The following is a 17,112-nucleotide window of genomic DNA, read 5'->3' as shown; positions in this document are numbered from 1 at the left end:
AAATAATTACTTTTGCACCTGTTTTTAAAGTAAGGAAACAGATATTATGGCACATGCTAAGTACATTTTTGTAACGGGTGGAGTAACCTCATCATTAGGAAAAGGAATTATCGCAGCTTCACTAGCAAAACTGCTACAGGCTAGAGGATTAAGAGTTACAATCCAAAAACTTGATCCATACATTAACGTAGATCCTGGAACACTGAATCCTTATGAACATGGTGAGTGTTACGTAACAGAGGATGGTGCCGAAACTGATTTAGATCTAGGACATTATGAAAGGTTTTTAAATGTTAATACCTCTCAAGCAAATAACGTTACTACAGGACGTATTTATCAAAGTGTCATTCAAAAAGAACGTAGAGGAGAGTTCCTAGGAAAAACGGTTCAAGTGATTCCACATATAACTGATGAGATTAAGGAGCGTATTCAGATTTTAGGTAAATCAGGTGATTATGATGTTATAATTACCGAGATAGGTGGAACAGTTGGAGATATTGAGTCATTACCTTACATCGAAAGTGTACGTCAATTACAATGGGAATTAGGTGATAACAATTCATTAGTTATTCATTTAACGCTTATACCATTTTTAAGTGCGGCAGGCGAGTTAAAAACAAAACCTACCCAGCACAGTGTTAAAACATTAATGGAAAGTGGAATACAAGCAGATATATTAGTTTGTAGAACTGAACACGAACTTTCTGATGAAATAAGAACGAAGCTAGCACGTTTTTGTAACGTTAAACCAGAAGCAGTAATACAATCTATTGACGTAGAAACTATTTATGACGTTCCTAATAAAATGCTATTAGAAGGATTGGATAGAGTTGTCATTAAACAATTACACATAGAAACTGAGAGCCAACCAAACCTTAAAAGTTGGAACGAGTTTGTTATCAAACATAAAAATCCTAAAAGTCAGGTGACGATTGGATTAATTGGTAAATATGTTGAGTTACAAGATAGCTATAAATCTATTTTAGAAGCATTCATTCATGCCGGTGCAGAAAATGAGGTAAAAGTTAAGATTGAGAGTATTCACAGTGAGTACTTAGAGGTAGAAAATGTTGAGAAAAAGTTATCACATTTAGACGGCGTTCTAGTTGCACCTGGGTTTGGTGAACGAGGGATAGAAGGTAAAATAGAAGCAGTTAGGTATGCTCGAGAAAACGGATTACCATTTTTTGGTATCTGTTTGGGTATGCAAATGGCGGTAATTGAATATTCACGTAACGTTTTAAAATTGAAAGAGTCTAACTCTATAGAAATGGACGACAACACGCCGCATCCTGTAATTTCTCTTATGGAGGATCAAAAAAATATACTAGACATGGGTGGTACCATGAGACTAGGTGCTTGGGATTGTAAATTGAATGGTGGTAGAGTGTCAGAAATCTATGGAAATGAATTGATAAGTGAGCGTCATCGTCATCGTTATGAATATAACAATGAATATAGAGATCAACTTGAACAAGCTGGATTAAAAACTACCGGAGTCAATCCAAAAACTGATTTGGTTGAAATCGTTGAAATAGAGGATCATCCTTGGTTTATTGGAGTACAGTACCATCCTGAGTATAAAAGTACAGTAGCAAATCCACACCCATTGTTCAAATCATTTGTAGCTGCGGCGGCAACATTTAAAAGTAATAAAAATAAATAATCTGATTCCGCTTTCGCGAAAGCAGAATCACCACAAACCCTTTACAGAGTTTCAAACTCTATCTAGAAATGGAAGAAAATAAAACAGACTGGAAGCAAATATTAGGTATGTCCTTAATCTTTGCAATATTGATGTACATGTTCTTTATGAATAAGGAAGAAGTACAAGAACAAGAACCCAATACCACAACTGAACAATCTATATCCAATAATGATCAACCTGTTCCTGATGGCTTGACAGTTGTTAATGATTCAATTAATCCTAGTAATAGTGCTGAAACTTTATCGTACCAGACCGAATTAGTAGATTACAAATTCAGTACAAAAGGAGCTTATTTAACCCAAGCAGAACTTTTAAAGTTTAAGACTTACGATTCTTTACCGGTTTACTTAGTAAACGATGGTGATATGCGATTGAATTTGACCTTTATGACCAAGGATGGTCGTAAGTTAAATACCGCAGACATGCTTTTTACTCCGCAACAAAGCATGAACGGTGAAAATAAGGTTTTTAACTTCGTTGCTACACCAGGTAATAATGCCAAAATAGAATTTAGATATGAAATCAAACCAGATAATTATATGGTTGATTTTACTATTAGAAGTACTGGTTTAAACTCGGTTGCAAATACAAGTGATGCTGTTTCACTTAAATGGGATATGCAAGGGTATAGACGTTCAAAGAGTATCCAAAATGAGAACAGATATACTGAAATTAAATTTGAATATGATGGTGGTAGCGATGATTATACAGGACAAGGAGAAACCGCCGAGGAGGAAGGAAACGCTATTACTTGGGCAGCTTACAAGCAACACTTTTTCAGTTCAATACTTGTAACCGACACTCCATTTACGTCTGGTGTTTTAAGAACGAAGAATATTGCATCAATAGACGATACACAAAATAAATTTACCAAGGAATTTAGTTCAGAATTTCAATTAGAGTATTCTGGTGGTGAAATAATGTATAATATGGACTGGTATTTTGGTCCTACGGATTATGATATTCTTGAAAATTATGATGCCAATCTGGAAGAAGTAGTTGATTTAGGTTGGGGAATTTTTGGTGTCATTAATAAATATGTAATTAGACCACTATTTACTTTTATTACGTCTCCTAAATATCTAGGAATTCCTGTTGGGATAGGTATTATTCTTCTAACATTTGGGGTAAGGTTATTATTATCGCCAGTTTTATATAAAAGTTATTTAACTCAGGCAAAAATGAAAATATTACGTCCTGAGATTGAAAAAGTAACTGCAAAGTATAAAGATGACGCTCTTAAAAAGCAACAAGAAACTATGCGTATTCAGCGTGAGGCTGGAGCGAGTCCTTTATCGGGATGTTTACCGGCCTTATTACAGATGCCTGTATTTTTTGCCTTGTTCAAATTTTTCCCAACTGCTATCGAATTAAGACAAAAAAGCTTTTTATGGGCACATGATTTGTCGAGTTACGACGAAATTTTTAAACTTCCTTTCCACATACCGGTTTACGGAGATCATGTAAGTTTATTTCCAATTTTAGCATCTGTTGCTATATTTTTCTATATGCAAATGACCACTGGTCAAAACATGGCGCAGGCACAACAACCAGGAATGCCTAACATGAAGTTTATCATGTATTTATCGCCATTATTCATGTTAGTTTTCTTTAATAATTATGCAGCTGGTCTATCGCTTTACTATTTTGTATCTAACTTAATTACAATAGGACTGATGTTGGTTATAAAGAATGTGATAATTGATAAGGATAAGGTCCTTGCCAAAATTGAGAAAGCAAAAGCTAAACCTAAAAAGAAGGGTAGATTTGCTAAAAGAATGGAACAGATGATGGAACAAGCACAAGCTCAACAAGAGTTACAGAAGAAGAAAAAGTAACATCCTATTATACAACATTAAAAACAGCTTTGTGAATATTTCATAAAGCTGTTTTTTTATTAATTGGCTTTACTTACTTAATTCAGTATATAACTTCGTGTAAGCTTAGTAAATATAAAACTATGAACTTTCTCTCGTTTTAAATTTTAAATCATATTAGCAACTACTTAAAATATAAAAAAAGTGTTTTTACATATGTAAAAACACTTTTTATGATTTTCAGTTCTTTTTCCTTAATACCTTACTCCTTAAGAGTAACTGTTCTTGTCACACTATTGAATGGTCCAGGTATAACTTGATTATTATCGTCAACAAGCTCTAGTTTGATGGAAACTTCACCCATAGGAAGTCCTTTTACAATATATGGAGCCCATTCAGTAATAGTAAAAACTTGATCGTTTATAGTAGCTCTTACCTTATTTCCGTCTTCTGAAAGAGTGGTGTTAATAACAAAGAAATCTAATAGTAAATTCTCAGTGTCTTTACCAGAATACTCTCCTTTAGGTCTGCTATAAATAAGAGTAGGAGCATTCATATCCAATTCTTGAGTTATCTCGTCACCTACTTGTACTTTCTTTACCACGACAGAATTGTTATTTTTAACAGATTCATGGTAAGATCTACTTAAAAAAGCTACTAGGTGGTGTGTTCCGTCAGGAAGAGCTTTAGTAAAGGTAGGCTCATAGTGAGCAGAGTAGGGTTGATTATTCACAATAAAATGAATGTGCTGACCTTTTCCTGAATTGGCTAAACGGTTTGCATTTTCACTTTCAGTAATTGCTCCTAATTCATAGTTTGTAACTTCAAAATCAAAGTTAGTATCACCGGAAGGAATAGTTCCAGAAACATCTGGAGATTTAAGAGAAAGACTAGCAGTTTCATAAGCTGGTGAGTCCATTAATTTTTCGATAGTAATAGAAGGCAATTCTTGTTCTACCATCGCTTCTTCAGAGAGCATTTCTTCGGTTTCCTCTGATTTTGGAGATTCTTTACATGCAATAAGTGTGGTAGCTGTTAAGGCTAAACCAATAGCTGCTATTCTATATTTTTTTATGTTCATGATGTTAGTTTGTTAGTTAATTTAAATTTTTAGTCTTCTCAAAGATAGTAATAGTGATTTGCAACAACGTGTAAATTAACGCTTTCTTGGGTTTGTGACTTTTGTTTTGTTAATGTAAGAAAATAAAAAACCCAGCTATAAAAGCTGGAATTTAAAAGTGACACGTACTTATAGAGCTTGACATGAAATTTTAGACGCCCATAGATAAACGGTTTTTCTAATTTGAAAAAATCTATTATATCTTGTTGACGTTCAAATTTTCTACCTTTAATTACATCTCTTAATTTATGCAAATAACTTTGAGATATTTCGATACCCGCAATCAAATTTTTTTGGTATCAGACAGGTCTGATTGGGAAATAGGTAACACCTCATCCTTGTAGGATTGGATAAGTTCTCGAATACTATTAAGCATCTATTAATGCGGTAGCTTATCTCTCAATATACCATACAGAAAAGTACCTGCTATTGCTCCAAAAATCACTATTAATATTGAAATATAGCCTGAACCTGCAAGTACATACATTGGTCCTGGACACGCACCGGCAAGTGCCCAACCTAATCCGAAAAGAATACCGCCTAAAAGGTAACGAGCTACACTCTTGTTTTTTGGTTTTAAGCTCATCTCACTACCATCTAAAGGTTTAATGTTATTTCGTTTTATGACTTGAACACCAATGACTCCAATTACCAAAGCAGATCCTATGATTCCATACATATGAAAACTACCAAATTGAAACATTTCATAAATACGAAACCAAGAAGCAGCCTCAGATTTATACATTATAACTCCAAAGAAAATTCCAATTACTAAATATGTTATATAACGCATTGTCTAAAAGATTAAAGGATATAAAAAATGAACCATTACAAGCCCGCCAATAAAGAAGCCAATTACTGCTATAAGTGAAGGTAATTGTAGATTACTCAATCCAGAAATGGCGTGACCTGATGTACAACCACCAGCATATCGGGCTCCAAAGCCTACTAATAAACCGCCTGTCAATAATATGGCAAGTGTAAACGGGTCGCTAAGTGCCTCTGTTGCAAAAATTTCTGGTGGTAAATAAGCTTCTCCGGCGCTTTTAATATTATAATCTTCTGAAAGCTGTTGTGCAATTTCAGGGTTGATTTCCACCGTATTATCGCTTAGGTAATTTGCAGCGATAAACCCACCGATTACTGCACCTAAAACAACCATCAGGTTCCAGCGTTCCGCTTTCCAATCGAATTTAAAAAAGTCAGAGGCTTTTCCTGCGCCGATAGCAGCACAAGCCGTTCGTAAATTTGAAGACATTCCAAATTGCTTTCCTACAACTAATAGTACAAACATTGTAAGAGCGATGAGTGGCCCAGCGACATACCAAGGCCAAGGTTCATAAATCCAATTCATATTTTTAATTTTTTACAAAGAAATGTCTATTTATAGATTTTGTCAGTAACCAATGTTACATTGGAGTAAATATTATAATGCAAAACACCCAGCTAAATGCTAGATATTTATCTTAGTTTCGATTTTTAATTTATAAATCTTAAAAATTCTTTGGTAATTATAAAGGTGTCTAATAACTCGTATCGTCCAGCTTCACTTTACCGTGGAATGTTTTATATAAAAACAGAAAATAACCAGCCAATAAAGGGGAACCTATAGCTACAATGGTAAGCATAATACCCAAAGACTTTTGGGATGATGCAGCATTGTAAATAGTAACACTATATTCAGGGTCAATGGTTGATGGCAACAGCACAGGATACAGTTGAAATGCCACGAGCATTAATAAAAACGCCATAGTTAATGATGAAAAAATTAATGCATAGGCATACTTCTTCTTTGATACTAATCTAGGAACGTTTGCCACGGCCAAAAATGCAAGTACAGGAATGATAAAGAAAACAGGGTTCTCTTTAAACTTGTCCGTTACACCGGGAAGAAAAACCAATGTATAAAGCGATGTTGCTGCAAAACTTACAATGAAAAACACCATCCCTTTCTTAAGTAAAAAAGTAAGCCTAGCGTGTAGACGTCCTTCTGTTTTTAACAGCAAGAATATAGCACCTTGAGTCATAAAAAGTGATACCGTGGTTAACCCCACCATTATTGCATATGGGTTTAAAAATGAAAAGAACATACCGCCTTTATAACTGTAGTTCTCACCCAGTTCGAATCCTTGTAAAATGTTTGCTAACACAACTCCTAGTAAAAATGAGATGAGTGTATTCGATACAAAATAAATAATATCCCAAGTTTTTCGCCACCATAGCATATCCTCAGCACTTCTAAATTTGATGGCCGATGACCTTAATACGAGAAGCATTAAAAAGAGCATAAACGGTACATACATCGCAGACAACATCGTTGCATACATCACAGGAAACCCTGCAAATAATGCACCTGCACCAATGATTAACCATACCTGATTTGCATCCCATAATGGGCCAATAGCATTTATTGCAATACGTCTACTTAAGTCCTTTCTAAAAAACAAATGCCAAGAACCTGCACCATAATCAAAGCCTTCTAAAATTGCATAACCCGAAAACAGTAGTCCTACTACTAAGTACCAAAGAGTTGGATAATCTATCCCTAAAAATGTTTCCATAATTATGCGCTTAAACGTATTTTAAAAATTCATCTGGATTCTTAGCTTCATCGTAAGGACCGTGCTTTATTTTTTTATTTACAGAATAGAGAAATAAAAGAAACAATATCGTATAGACCACTAAGAATAGTATTAAAGAAAAGAGTATTTGGTTAGAAGATACTTCTTGAGAAAAACCTTCGCTAGTTCTTAAATGCCCATAAACAATCCAAGGTTGTCTCCCCATTTCGGCAGCAAACCATCCAACCTGGTTCGCTATTTGAGGCAGTAATACTGAAAAAGCAAATATTCGTAACAGCCATTTTTTATTGAATAAGGTACCTCGCCACCATAAATAGCTTGCATATAAAGTTAGACCTATAAGGAACATACCAATAGAAATCATAATATGATAAAATTGAAATACAGCGTTCACTTGCCCAGGTCTATCTTCTTTAGGAAATGCGTTTAATCCAGTTACGGGTTCTTCAAAATCTTGATGCACTAAAAACGATAAACCGCCTGGAACTTTTATACCTGTTACCTCTTGGGTTTCATCATTTACCCAACCGAATAAATATAAATCAGCAGGAGCAGATTCTTCATAATGCCCCTCCATTGCAGCTAGTTTTGCAGGCTGATTTTTTGCTACACCGTCGGCAGAACTGTGACCTGAAACTAATTGTGTTAATGAAATTACAGTCGCCAGACCTAAGGCTATTTTAAACGCTTTTTTCGATATTTCAACATAACGTCCGTTCAACAGATAATAGGCGTGTACACTTAGCACTAAGAAAGCACCTGCTAAAAAGGCACCTTGCCAAACGTGAATGATTCTGTCTACACTTGAAGGGTTGAATACCATAGCCCAGAAATCGGTAACTTCCGCTCTTGCATTAAGACCTTCGCCTACGATGTGATATCCTGCAGGTGTTTGTTGCCAACTATTTGCAACAACAATCCATACTGCAGAAAACATCGAGCCTAAAAATACACCTATGGTGGATATAAAATGTACCTTGGGCGATACACGATTCCAACCAAATAGTAGAATCCCTAAAAAAGCGCTTTCAAGACCAAAAGCAAACAAACCTTCTGCAGCGAGCGCACTTCCAAAAATATCACCTACATATCGAGAATACACAGACCAGTTAGTTCCAAACTCAAATTCCATTATAATACCTGTTGCCACACCTATACCAAAAGTGATAGCAAAGATTTTTAACCAAAAACGAGTTAATACCTCGTACTGTTTATTTCCAGTCTTCAAATACATACCTTCCATAAACACCATAATCAGCCCTAAACCAATACTCAATGGCGGATAGATGTAGTGAAATGCAATGGTGAAAGCAAACTGGATTCTAGCAAGAATTTCTGTATCCATAGTGACGAAAAATTTTTATCAAAGGTAAAATCCTATATTTCTTAAATAGGTAACTTGGGTTACATATAGAGTTTTTTTATTCTTTTTTTTAGCTGTGTAACTTAGGTTGCTTATTCTGTTTTTTTTATTTTTTTATTTTGTCTTCAATAAGCGGTATAAATACAATTTACGCTTTCGCAAAAGCGTAAATATGAAAATCAATTTCTGAATGATTTTTATCAGTTTTATTTACGCTGTAGCTATTTAATTTTGCCCCTTGAAGTTTATAAGTGCTGTCATATTATCTATCCTAATACTAAGTAACAGTCTTAGAATTTCCTTAGTCTATACTTGGTACGCTTTAGATATTGAGAGTTTTGTAGAGCAATTATGCGAAAACAAAAACAGACCTCAGTTGCAATGCAACGGAAAATGCTATTTGAGCAAAATGAGTAGTAAAGAACTAACTCAAGATGAGCAGACTATTCCTACTATAGAGTGGGAACAATTAATATTTTGTTTAACCGATTCTATACAAGATAGTCAAGCGAATACAGTTGTTTTAAGATCTGAAAATTTCTACGATTCAAGAATGTTTACCGAAGGTTACTTCCAGTCTATTTTTCATCCTCCTAAAGAGTAATCTGCACACAGCTTTACTATTAAAAGAGAGAATTGTTATGTTCTCTCCAGATTACTATTATTCAATTTTGAAATTTAAAAATGAAAATAAAACAATTTGCGCTCTCCGCTGCGCTTATTCCTGCTATCTTATTAGGTCAGGAAACCATAAAACAAGATTCAATTAAGACAAAATCAATTAAACTAAATACTGTTATTGTGACTGGGCAAGGAAAAACAGATCCGGTGCTCACAATTGTAAAAACAGACTTGCTTAAAAAAGTCGTTCAGCCAAAGAATGTTGCAGACCTATTTAATGATTTCAATGGGTTTTCTTTGATAAAACGTGGTAATTATGCCATTGACCCGTCATTTAGAGCTTCACAATATGAGCAACTAAATATTCAATTTGATGGAGGTACAAAAGTGATGCACGCTTGCCCAAATCGGATGGACCCGATTACCACTCACGTTGTACCAGAGGATATTGAAAGAATAGAGGTTATAAAGGGGCCTTATACTGTTAGGTATGGAGCAACTTTTGGAGGAGTTATTAACCTTGTAACTCAAAAACCTAGTGCTATGGATAACGGTTTGCACGGCAGTATTAACTCTGGTTACGAATCTAATGGCAACGCATTAGTATCTTCTTTAAAACTTCATCAGGTAACCGATACCTATGACATAACTGGGAATGTTGGTTATCGTGATTTCGGTGATTATGAAGATGGTGATGGTACTGAAATCCCATCATCCTTTAGAAGTTTGGATTACGCTTTACGTTTTGGATATAATATATCAGAGAATCAGCGAATACAAGCACACTGGAGGCAATCTTTTGGTAGGGATGTACTGCACGCTGGACTGCCTATGGATACTGAAGAGGATAATAGTTCTATTTTGTCTTTGGATTACAAAATTTCTAATTTAAAGGGTTTAGTAAAAGAAGTAAATGCAAAAGCCTATTATTCTTATGTTGACCATATAATGTCCAATTCGAGAAGGCCATCCTTTACAATGACAGGAGCCTTATCTAAAATAGATGTAACTACTGCTGGCGGAAGAGTGGAACTTAAAATGAAACCTACCGATAAATGGACGCTATATGGCGGACTGGATGCCTTGCTTATTGCGAGAGATGGTGCAAGAACTCGTACGGGAAAGCGTAATATGATGGGAGACTTGCTACCTGAACCTAGGGTGTTTCAAGATAAGATATGGCAAGATTCTTATGTAAATGACTATGGCATATTTGCAGAAAACAAGTATGCTGTTTCAGACAAAACGATGTTAACGGCTGGGGTGCGTTACAATGTAGTATTTTCTGATATTAAAGACCCTGAAGCAGATTTTCAACAACTCTATGCCAATTTAGAACAGCGCGAAGAGCATAACGTTTCTGCTACAGTATCAATAAAACATAAATTATCAGCCAATAAAACGCTAGAAGTTGCGTATGGTCGTGGGGTACGTTCTGCAAATATGATTGAACGTTATATCAATCATTTTCAGGTAGGTCAGGATCCTTTTGAGTATGTAGGAAATCCTAATCTGGACGCTGAGGTAAATAATCAGTTTGAAATAGGTTTTAAAGGTCGTAAGCGTTTTGAAAAAGGGATTAACGCTTTGCGTTATGCTATATCTGGGTATTATGCGCGCTATGAGAATTACATTGTTGCCGTTGTAGACCCTACACTAGATAGAAAGTTTATGCCTAATGCACAGCCGCAAGAAGTGAAACGATTTATCAACCTTGATAAAGCGTATAAGATAGGTTTTGAAGCAGAGGCTAGGATAGATTTTGCAAACTACTTCAATTTTTCTAGTGTATTATCTTACGTATATACAAGAAATCAAGACCTTGATGAGTCATTACCCTTAACACCACCTTTAACTACACGTATAGGATTGAGCTATGAAAAAAATAAATTTTGGGCTAGCATAAATTATACTATAACATCAAAGCAGGACCAAATAGCAATAAGTTTTAGAGAACAAGAAACGGCAGGTTATGAAGTTATCGATTTACGCTTAGGTTACGAACCCATTGACAAACTAAATATTGGGTTTGCAGTTCTTAATCTATTTAATGAAACGTATAACAATCACTTGAATTTCTCATTCGTTAATCAAGCAGATTTTACAAGGATACCAATAAATGACCCTGGAAGAAACTTCTCGGTATTCGTACAATATGCATTTTAAAAATGCTTTATTAAAAATAAAAGCCCTTTTGATGATTTCAAAAGGGCTTTTTAATTTTATACTTGTTTTGCTATTTAATCTCGATAAGCGGACAGCATCCAAACAAGTTTTTCTTGCTGAACAATGTAATCACTCATCAATGCTACTGTACCTTCATCATTAGCTTCTGCTGCTATGGCCAGAATTGCTCTTTCTTTGTTAAGCAATATTTTTAAAGATTCCAGAATGTTATCGATAGCATCTTCACCATCTGTTACATTTTCAGCAGAGTTAATATCAGAAGTATCCAGATACTTTTTGAATGAATGTAGTGGCGTTGCACTTAACGTCAGTACACGTTCTGCAATTTCATCAACCTTTATAAGAGCGTCGTTATATAGCTCTTCAAATTTTAGATGTAGTTCAAAGAATTTCTTTCCCTTTATGTTCCAGTGGAATCCTCTAAGATTCATATAGAACATTTGGTAATTAGACAATAAGTCGTTGAGTTGTAATGCTGTGGTTTGAGATGTTTTATTATCTAAACCTATGTTATTTGTGTTTTTCATAGTGTATTATTTAAAATCATTTACAGCGTCGCTCAAGTCGTAAATTTTTGCATCTTTGAGCTGTCTTTCCAAAATACTGCTTCCTGCTGCACTTCTGTAACCACCTGCACAATGCACTACAATAGGTTTGTCTGTTGGGATGTCATCGGCCGTATCACGTAATTGATTGAGCGGATGCGATATGGCACTTTCAAAAAATTTACCGTCTTCAACTTCGCTAATATTTCGTATATCTACGATGGTGTATTTTTCAGGATTTTTCTTGAAATCTGCTACATCTAGTTGTTCGGTTTTCATAAGATTTTCATCAGATAGCGTAATAACTTTTTTGAGTTGTTTTTCATATCCTATTTTGGCAACTCTGTTTAACATATAGTCTTTAGAATCCTCACTATCTATGACTAAAGTGAATGCTTCTTTGGGTTCTACGATGGAACCTAACCAAGTTTCAAATTTTGCGTTTTCAGAACCTGCTTGAATGTTTATACTTCCAGGTAAGTGTCCTTTCTTAAAAGAAGCTTCATCTCGCATATCTATAATTAGGTCAGTAGCTGTAGACTCTTTTTCAAAAGGTACTTTCGAGATAGCAGGCTGCAAATTTTCTGCGCCAATTTTGTTCACATCTACATTAAATCCAAAATAAGAAGGAATAAAGGGCTGACCATCGAGAATGGTGTCCATAAATTCTTTTTTTGATTGCTTTTTGAACGCCCAATTGTCTCTTCTCTCGTCTCCCAGTGTACTACTAGCAGCATCACTTAAGTTCTTGCCGCATAAAGAGCCCGCACCGTGTGCAGGATACACCACGGCATCGTCTGGTAGCTCATTGAATTTAGTGGTTATAGTTTGGTACATCATTTCGGCAAGTTCTTCACGTTTAGCTTGCATATTGCCTGCTTTCTCACGTAAATCAGGTCTGCCCACATCACCAATAAATAGTGTATCACCAGTAAATAAAGCTGTATCATTATTTTCTGTTGCTACAATGGTAATACTATCTGGCGAGTGCCCAGGTGTGTTAATAGCTTCTAGCGTAGCGTTCCCAATTTTGATAGAATCTCCATCGTCAAAAGTTTGATGCGGATAGTCGGCTCCTAACTTTTCGCTATTGTAAATAATTGCTCCAGTTTCTTTCTGTAGTTCTAAGTGAGAACTCACAAAATCTGCGTGTGGATGTGTTTCGAGCACTGCCACAATTTTTGCGTTATTCGCTTTCGCGAAAGCGTAATACTGCTCAGGGTCGCGCTCTGGGTCTATAATGGCCATTTCTCCATTGCTAACTACAGCGTAAGAGTAATGGGCTAACGGCTTATATTCAAATTGCTTTATTTTCATATGTATATTTTTTAAGAGATTAAAAAAGGGCTTACGTATCGTATCGAAAGCCCTTGTTTTCTTTTTTTAGATATCTTTTTTAGCTAAATACCAAGTGACTTTTTCTACCGAGTCGTCTGCAAGTCTATCGTTTAATGCATCGAGTGATTTTGGTGGTGGGCAAATAGCTTTATCACCTCTTTTCCAGTCTAGTGGCATAGCTACTTTGTGTTTGTCAGATACTTGAAGTGCGTCTAGCGCTCTTAGAATTTCATCCATATTACGACCTACGTTAAGCGGGTAGTACATAATTAAACGTATTTTTTTAGAAGGGTCTATGAAAAATACTGCTCTTACAGCCGCTGTCTCACTTTCATTAGGTTGTAGCATACCGTATAATTTAGATACTTTCATATCGATATCTGCTATAATAGGAAAGTCAAAATACACACCTGTATTTTCTCTTACGTTTTGTACCCAACCTAAATGGGCGTGAATACTATCGATACTCAAACCAAGTAACTCGGTATTTAACGCGTCAAATTCGGCTTTTCTAGTCGCAAAACCACTCATCTCAGTGGTACAAACTGGTGTAAAATCTGCAGGGTGAGAAAACATCACTATCCATTTGTCTTTTGCAAAATCAGACATTTTGATGTTCCCTTTAGTAGTTACTGCTTCAAAATCTGGTGCTGTGTCTCCAATTCTTGGCATTGAAGTAACTGGCTCTTGTAATAAATTTTCTTTATCCATTTTATAGTTTTTAATTATCGTATTTTTAATGTAGTATAAAGATAAACTATGATTACAGTATCTACTGTAACCTGTGTTACATACTAATGGAATTAACTTTTTTTAACATTTAATACACGAGACAACCGTGACTTCATAGGGGTTTTAGAAGAGTTTAGGTAAAAATCGTCCTGTCCTTTTTTTATATATAGGATAATCAATAAATATAGATGTGAGTTTCTTTTCTTCGTATTTTGATTTAAAGAAAAATAAAATTAGAAGGGCTGACGTAATAATTAGTTTATATGCTGAGCCTATGTGCAGACCATATCCAAATAAGGCAAAAAGAATGCCTGTGTAGATAGGATGTCTTATGTACTTATATGCATATCCTCGAATCAATTCACTTCCAGAAACTGGCGTAGGAAAAGGTGATAAATGTTTATTGAGTTGAAGTAAGCTTATGATTCCGAGTAGAACACCTAAAATCAGCGTTATAAGACCTATGTTTTTTAGTATTTCATAAGTTGAAAAACTAAGTGCTGTTGTAGGTATAATGTATATAACAAAGAGTATAAGCTGAATCGCTACATAGATATAATCCCAACTTGATTTTATCATTTCACTTAATAATTTGCTATCACAAACGATATTAAAAAAGGCGAACTTCTTATTTGAAATACGCCTTTGAATTTTAAGATTATAAGATTTTTCCTAAACGTCTTGTCCTTTCATCATCTTATTCCAGTAGAGATAAGGAAGCATAAACTTCTTAAGCATCCATAATCTCCAATGTTCTTTGGCACTATTAAACACTAACATTCTTTTTAGTTTTGGGTCTGGTGTAAAATTACCATCATAATCAAACTCTGCTAAGGTCATTTTACCATATCCAGTTACAAGTGGACAACTGGAATAACCATTATAGGACTTTGTACCTATCTTGTCCTGGGCGATGAGTAGACTTAAGTTGTCTACTACCACAGGAACTTGTTTACGAATTGCCGCTCCTGTTTTAGCGGTTGGTAGTCCAGCAACATCCCCTAATCCAAAGATATTCGAGTATTTATTATGCTGTAATGAGTGGTGGTCTACATCTAACCATCCAGCTTCGTTTACAAGTGTAGAATCGCGAACAAATTTTGGTGCTGCTTGTGGTGGGGCTAAATGTAGCATATCAAACGGCATTTCTATAATTGCATCGCTACTCATCTTTTCTCCTAACGAATTATCCTCAGTAATGATGCACTGATTCTCATCTGTAGCTGTATTTCTAAAATAGATAATTTGTTTTTCAGCATCAATTTTGAAAGGAGCGTAATATGGTTTGAAGTGCATCCCATATCTATGAATTACCTGCATTAACGTGTCCCTTATCGGTTTGACACCAAATATTACTGTACCAGGGGTAGCAAATACAACGTTTGTCTTTTTGCTTAAACCATTTTTTCTAAAATAATCAGCTGCTAAGTAAGCGATTTTTTGAGGAGCACCTCCACATTTGATTGGAGTGGTGGGTTGTGTGAATACAGCGTTTCCTCCTTTGAAATTTTTAATGACCTCCCAAGTGTGTTTTGGGTCAGTATAATTACTGCATACCATACCTTTATCTAGTGCTTCTGGTAATCCTTCTATTAAGGAAGGTTCCATAACCAAACCTGGTGCCACAACAAGATAATCATAAGTGATATCACCACTTTTTTCTGTGTGGACAGTATTGTTATCTGCATCAAAACCTTTGGCTTTATCTTTTATCCATTTTGCTCCTTTTGGGATAATGGATGACATAGGCCTACCCGTCTTTTCATAGTCGTAGGTGCCAGCACCAACTAAAGTCCAAGCAGGTTGATAGTAATGGGTGTCTGCAGGTTCTATTATAGCAACGCTATTAGATTTCTTTTGCTTTAGTAATTGAGCTGCGGTCATTATTCCTGCAGTTCCTCCTCCTATAATTAAAATTTGAAAATGTGATGCCATTTTTTTATGCTATTTTTTTAACTTCATAAAAATACCCGACAAAAAACATTAAATGTGTAACTTGAGTTACATAAGAATAAAAAAAAGCAGTTAAAAATCATAACTGCTTGAAAAATCATTAATTTACTTAAAACTATTTCTTTACCCTGCAGGTATTTAATCCTACAATGGTGTATAAAGGACAGAAACTGACAAAGCTTGTTATTAGGAAAACTCCAGCAACCGCTAATAGGATGTACGCTAAAGTACCTTCGATAATACCTTGCCAATATAAAACACCAACAACTGCTGCTATAATAATTCTGATAATGCGGTCTGCACCTCCCATATTTTTTTTCATAAAAACATTTTTTAAAATAATCTATTAAGAAATAAAGTGCCGTAAATAAACCTGCACAAATAATACAGACCCAAAGCAACTTTAAACCTTTTTTCATTTTTTCTTTTAATGTTGAATCAAAAATATAATATTAGAGTGTTATTTCTTGTGACGGATGTTACAAGACAAAAAAATACAAATGAATTTAACTCAAACACAAGCTGTACTCGGCAGTGTAGATATTTATATCATAGACCAAATTCTAAAAAAAAGATATGCACCTAATGAAAAAATATTAGATGCTGGTTGTGCAGAAGGAAGAAACCTGAAATGGTTTTATGCCAATGATTACGATATCTATGGTTTAGATACCGACAATCAACGTTTGGAAAATGCAAAATTGAATTACCCAAAATCTGCTTCAAACTTTAAAGTAGGTAACATCGATGATTTGCCTTACGGTGAAAATGAATTTCATCATATATTTTGTTCGGCAGTGTTACATTTTGCGGAAAGCGAAGAACATTTTTTTAAGATGTTCTCTGAACTTGTAAGAGTGTTGAAGCCTAATGGGACCTTATTGATAAGAATGGGGTCTGATATTGGTTTGGATGGAAATGTACCCTACCTAAAAGAAAGTAAAACAAATAGAGCAGGAACTTTTTTTCTTACAAGAGGACATATTAAGGCACTTCTGGAAAACCACGAGATAGAACTTATTGAACCGGTAAAGACAACCAATGTTGAAGATAAGAGAGCTATGACCACTTTGATATTTTGTAAAGTGTAACTTGTGTTATAGACTTTTATTTCTTTGAAATCTATTTTTATTGAAAAAGAATGAA

16 protein-coding genes are annotated in these 17,112 nt (G+C 35.0%); 5 read left to right on the top strand and 11 right to left on the bottom strand.

Going from position 1 to position 17,112, the window contains the following annotated elements; genetic code table 11:
• Positions 1-46 precede the first annotated feature (46 nt).
• Both I5168_RS13065 and yidC read left to right on the top strand, forming a co-directional pair.
• A complete protein-coding gene (locus tag I5168_RS13065) occupies positions 47-1,666 on the top strand; it encodes a CTP synthase (protein WP_431472058.1) in 1,620 nt (539 codons plus the stop codon).
• 68 nt (positions 1,667-1,734) lie between these two features.
• Entirely contained in the window at positions 1,735-3,546 is a 1,812-nt protein-coding gene (gene yidC, locus I5168_RS13060; RefSeq protein ID WP_431472057.1) for a membrane protein insertase YidC, read from the top strand.
• A 241-nt stretch (positions 3,547-3,787) separates the two neighbouring features.
• Here yidC and I5168_RS13055 read toward each other — a convergent pair whose 3' ends face one another.
• The 5 genes from I5168_RS13055 to I5168_RS13035 all read right to left on the bottom strand — a co-directional run bounded on the left by I5168_RS13055 (position 3,788) and on the right by I5168_RS13035 (position 8,572).
• A complete protein-coding gene (locus tag I5168_RS13055; RefSeq protein ID WP_105018596.1) occupies positions 3,788-4,606 on the bottom strand; it encodes a hypothetical protein in 819 nt (272 codons plus the stop codon).
• A gap of 418 nt (positions 4,607-5,024) precedes the next feature.
• A complete protein-coding gene (locus I5168_RS13050) occupies positions 5,025-5,438 on the bottom strand; it encodes a DUF6691 family protein (protein ID WP_105018598.1) in 414 nt (137 codons plus the stop codon).
• Positions 5,439-5,441: 3 nt separating this feature from the next.
• Positions 5,442-5,999 (bottom strand): YeeE/YedE family protein, encoded by a 558-nt coding sequence (locus I5168_RS13045; protein ID WP_431472056.1) that lies wholly within the window; start codon positions 5,997-5,999, stop codon positions 5,442-5,444.
• Positions 6,000-6,168: 169 nt separating this feature from the next.
• Positions 6,169-7,206, bottom strand: a complete 1,038-nt coding sequence (gene cydB / locus I5168_RS13040) for a cytochrome d ubiquinol oxidase subunit II (protein WP_431472055.1) — start codon at positions 7,204-7,206, stop codon at positions 6,169-6,171.
• Between the two features lie 10 nt (positions 7,207-7,216).
• Positions 7,217-8,572 (bottom strand): cytochrome ubiquinol oxidase subunit I, encoded by a 1,356-nt coding sequence (locus I5168_RS13035; protein ID WP_431472054.1) that lies wholly within the window; start codon positions 8,570-8,572, stop codon positions 7,217-7,219.
• 427 nt (positions 8,573-8,999) lie between these two features.
• Between I5168_RS13035 and I5168_RS13030 the strand changes: the two genes are divergently transcribed.
• Positions 9,000-9,194: a hypothetical protein gene (locus I5168_RS13030; protein WP_431472053.1), complete on the top strand. Its 195-nt coding sequence runs from the start codon at positions 9,000-9,002 to the stop codon at positions 9,192-9,194.
• Between the two features lie 80 nt (positions 9,195-9,274).
• Complete coding sequence (locus I5168_RS13025) at positions 9,275-11,377, top strand: TonB-dependent receptor domain-containing protein (RefSeq protein ID WP_431472052.1); 2,103 nt, start codon at positions 9,275-9,277, stop codon at positions 11,375-11,377.
• Positions 11,378-11,451: 74 nt separating this feature from the next.
• Here I5168_RS13025 and I5168_RS13020 read toward each other — a convergent pair whose 3' ends face one another.
• From I5168_RS13020 to I5168_RS12995, 6 genes are all read right to left on the bottom strand, one after another.
• On the bottom strand, positions 11,452-11,925 hold the full coding sequence (locus I5168_RS13020; RefSeq protein WP_105018604.1) for a Dps family protein: 474 nt from the start codon (positions 11,923-11,925) through the stop codon (positions 11,452-11,454).
• Between the two features lie 6 nt (positions 11,926-11,931).
• Positions 11,932-13,260, bottom strand: coding sequence for an MBL fold metallo-hydrolase (locus tag I5168_RS13015; RefSeq protein ID WP_431472051.1), 1,329 nt, complete (start codon positions 13,258-13,260; stop codon positions 11,932-11,934).
• Positions 13,261-13,326: 66 nt separating this feature from the next.
• A complete protein-coding gene (locus I5168_RS13010; RefSeq protein ID WP_105018606.1) occupies positions 13,327-13,992 on the bottom strand; it encodes a peroxiredoxin in 666 nt (221 codons plus the stop codon).
• 144 nt (positions 13,993-14,136) lie between these two features.
• Complete coding sequence (locus I5168_RS13005) at positions 14,137-14,592, bottom strand: methyltransferase family protein (RefSeq protein ID WP_431472050.1); 456 nt, start codon at positions 14,590-14,592, stop codon at positions 14,137-14,139.
• Between the two features lie 93 nt (positions 14,593-14,685).
• Positions 14,686-15,948, bottom strand: coding sequence for an FAD-dependent oxidoreductase (locus I5168_RS13000; RefSeq protein ID WP_431472049.1), 1,263 nt, complete (start codon positions 15,946-15,948; stop codon positions 14,686-14,688).
• A gap of 133 nt (positions 15,949-16,081) precedes the next feature.
• Complete coding sequence (locus tag I5168_RS12995; protein WP_431472048.1) at positions 16,082-16,288, bottom strand: YgaP family membrane protein; 207 nt, start codon at positions 16,286-16,288, stop codon at positions 16,082-16,084.
• Between the two features lie 178 nt (positions 16,289-16,466).
• Here I5168_RS12995 and I5168_RS12990 point away from each other — a divergent pair, with 178 nt between their 5' ends.
• The gene (locus tag I5168_RS12990) at positions 16,467-17,057 is read left to right on the top strand and encodes a class I SAM-dependent methyltransferase (RefSeq protein WP_431472047.1); all 591 of its coding nucleotides are present in this window, start codon (positions 16,467-16,469) and stop codon (positions 17,055-17,057) included.
• The last annotated feature ends 55 nt before the right edge of the window (positions 17,058-17,112 follow it).

Origin of the sequence: Nonlabens sp. SCSIO 43208, assembly GCF_050703575.1 — a bacterium.
Lineage (GTDB): Bacteria > Bacteroidota > Bacteroidia > Flavobacteriales > Flavobacteriaceae > Nonlabens > Nonlabens tegetincola.
The sequence above is the reverse complement of the archived record's forward strand: the minus strand, read 5'-3'. Positions and strand labels throughout refer to the sequence as shown.

What these genes read in the sequence shown, in the direction of transcription:
- I5168_RS13065 (WP_431472058.1), top strand. Translation starts at nt 47, where the DNA reads ATGGCACATGCTAAGTACATTTTTGTAACGGGTGGAGTAACCTCATCA.
- yidC (WP_431472057.1), top strand. Translation starts at nt 1,735, where the DNA reads ATGGAAGAAAATAAAACAGACTGGAAGCAAATATTAGGTATGTCCTTA.
- I5168_RS13055 (WP_105018596.1), bottom strand. Translation starts at nt 4,606, where the DNA reads ATGAACATAAAAAAATATAGAATAGCAGCTATTGGTTTAGCCTTAACA.
- I5168_RS13050 (WP_105018598.1), bottom strand. Translation starts at nt 5,438, where the DNA reads ATGCGTTATATAACATATTTAGTAATTGGAATTTTCTTTGGAGTTATA.
- I5168_RS13045 (WP_431472056.1), bottom strand. Translation starts at nt 5,999, where the DNA reads ATGAATTGGATTTATGAACCTTGGCCTTGGTATGTCGCTGGGCCACTC.
- cydB (WP_431472055.1), bottom strand. Translation starts at nt 7,206, where the DNA reads ATGGAAACATTTTTAGGGATAGATTATCCAACTCTTTGGTACTTAGTA.
- I5168_RS13035 (WP_431472054.1), bottom strand. Translation starts at nt 8,572, where the DNA reads ATGGATACAGAAATTCTTGCTAGAATCCAGTTTGCTTTCACCATTGCA.
- I5168_RS13030 (WP_431472053.1), top strand. Translation starts at nt 9,000, where the DNA reads ATGAGTAGTAAAGAACTAACTCAAGATGAGCAGACTATTCCTACTATA.
- I5168_RS13025 (WP_431472052.1), top strand. Translation starts at nt 9,275, where the DNA reads ATGAAAATAAAACAATTTGCGCTCTCCGCTGCGCTTATTCCTGCTATC.
- I5168_RS13020 (WP_105018604.1), bottom strand. Translation starts at nt 11,925, where the DNA reads ATGAAAAACACAAATAACATAGGTTTAGATAATAAAACATCTCAAACC.
- I5168_RS13015 (WP_431472051.1), bottom strand. Translation starts at nt 13,260, where the DNA reads ATGAAAATAAAGCAATTTGAATATAAGCCGTTAGCCCATTACTCTTAC.
- I5168_RS13010 (WP_105018606.1), bottom strand. Translation starts at nt 13,992, where the DNA reads ATGGATAAAGAAAATTTATTACAAGAGCCAGTTACTTCAATGCCAAGA.
- I5168_RS13005 (WP_431472050.1), bottom strand. Translation starts at nt 14,592, where the DNA reads ATGATAAAATCAAGTTGGGATTATATCTATGTAGCGATTCAGCTTATA.
- I5168_RS13000 (WP_431472049.1), bottom strand. Translation starts at nt 15,948, where the DNA reads ATGGCATCACATTTTCAAATTTTAATTATAGGAGGAGGAACTGCAGGA.
- I5168_RS12995 (WP_431472048.1), bottom strand. Translation starts at nt 16,288, where the DNA reads ATGAAAAAAAATATGGGAGGTGCAGACCGCATTATCAGAATTATTATA.
- I5168_RS12990 (WP_431472047.1), top strand. Translation starts at nt 16,467, where the DNA reads ATGAATTTAACTCAAACACAAGCTGTACTCGGCAGTGTAGATATTTAT.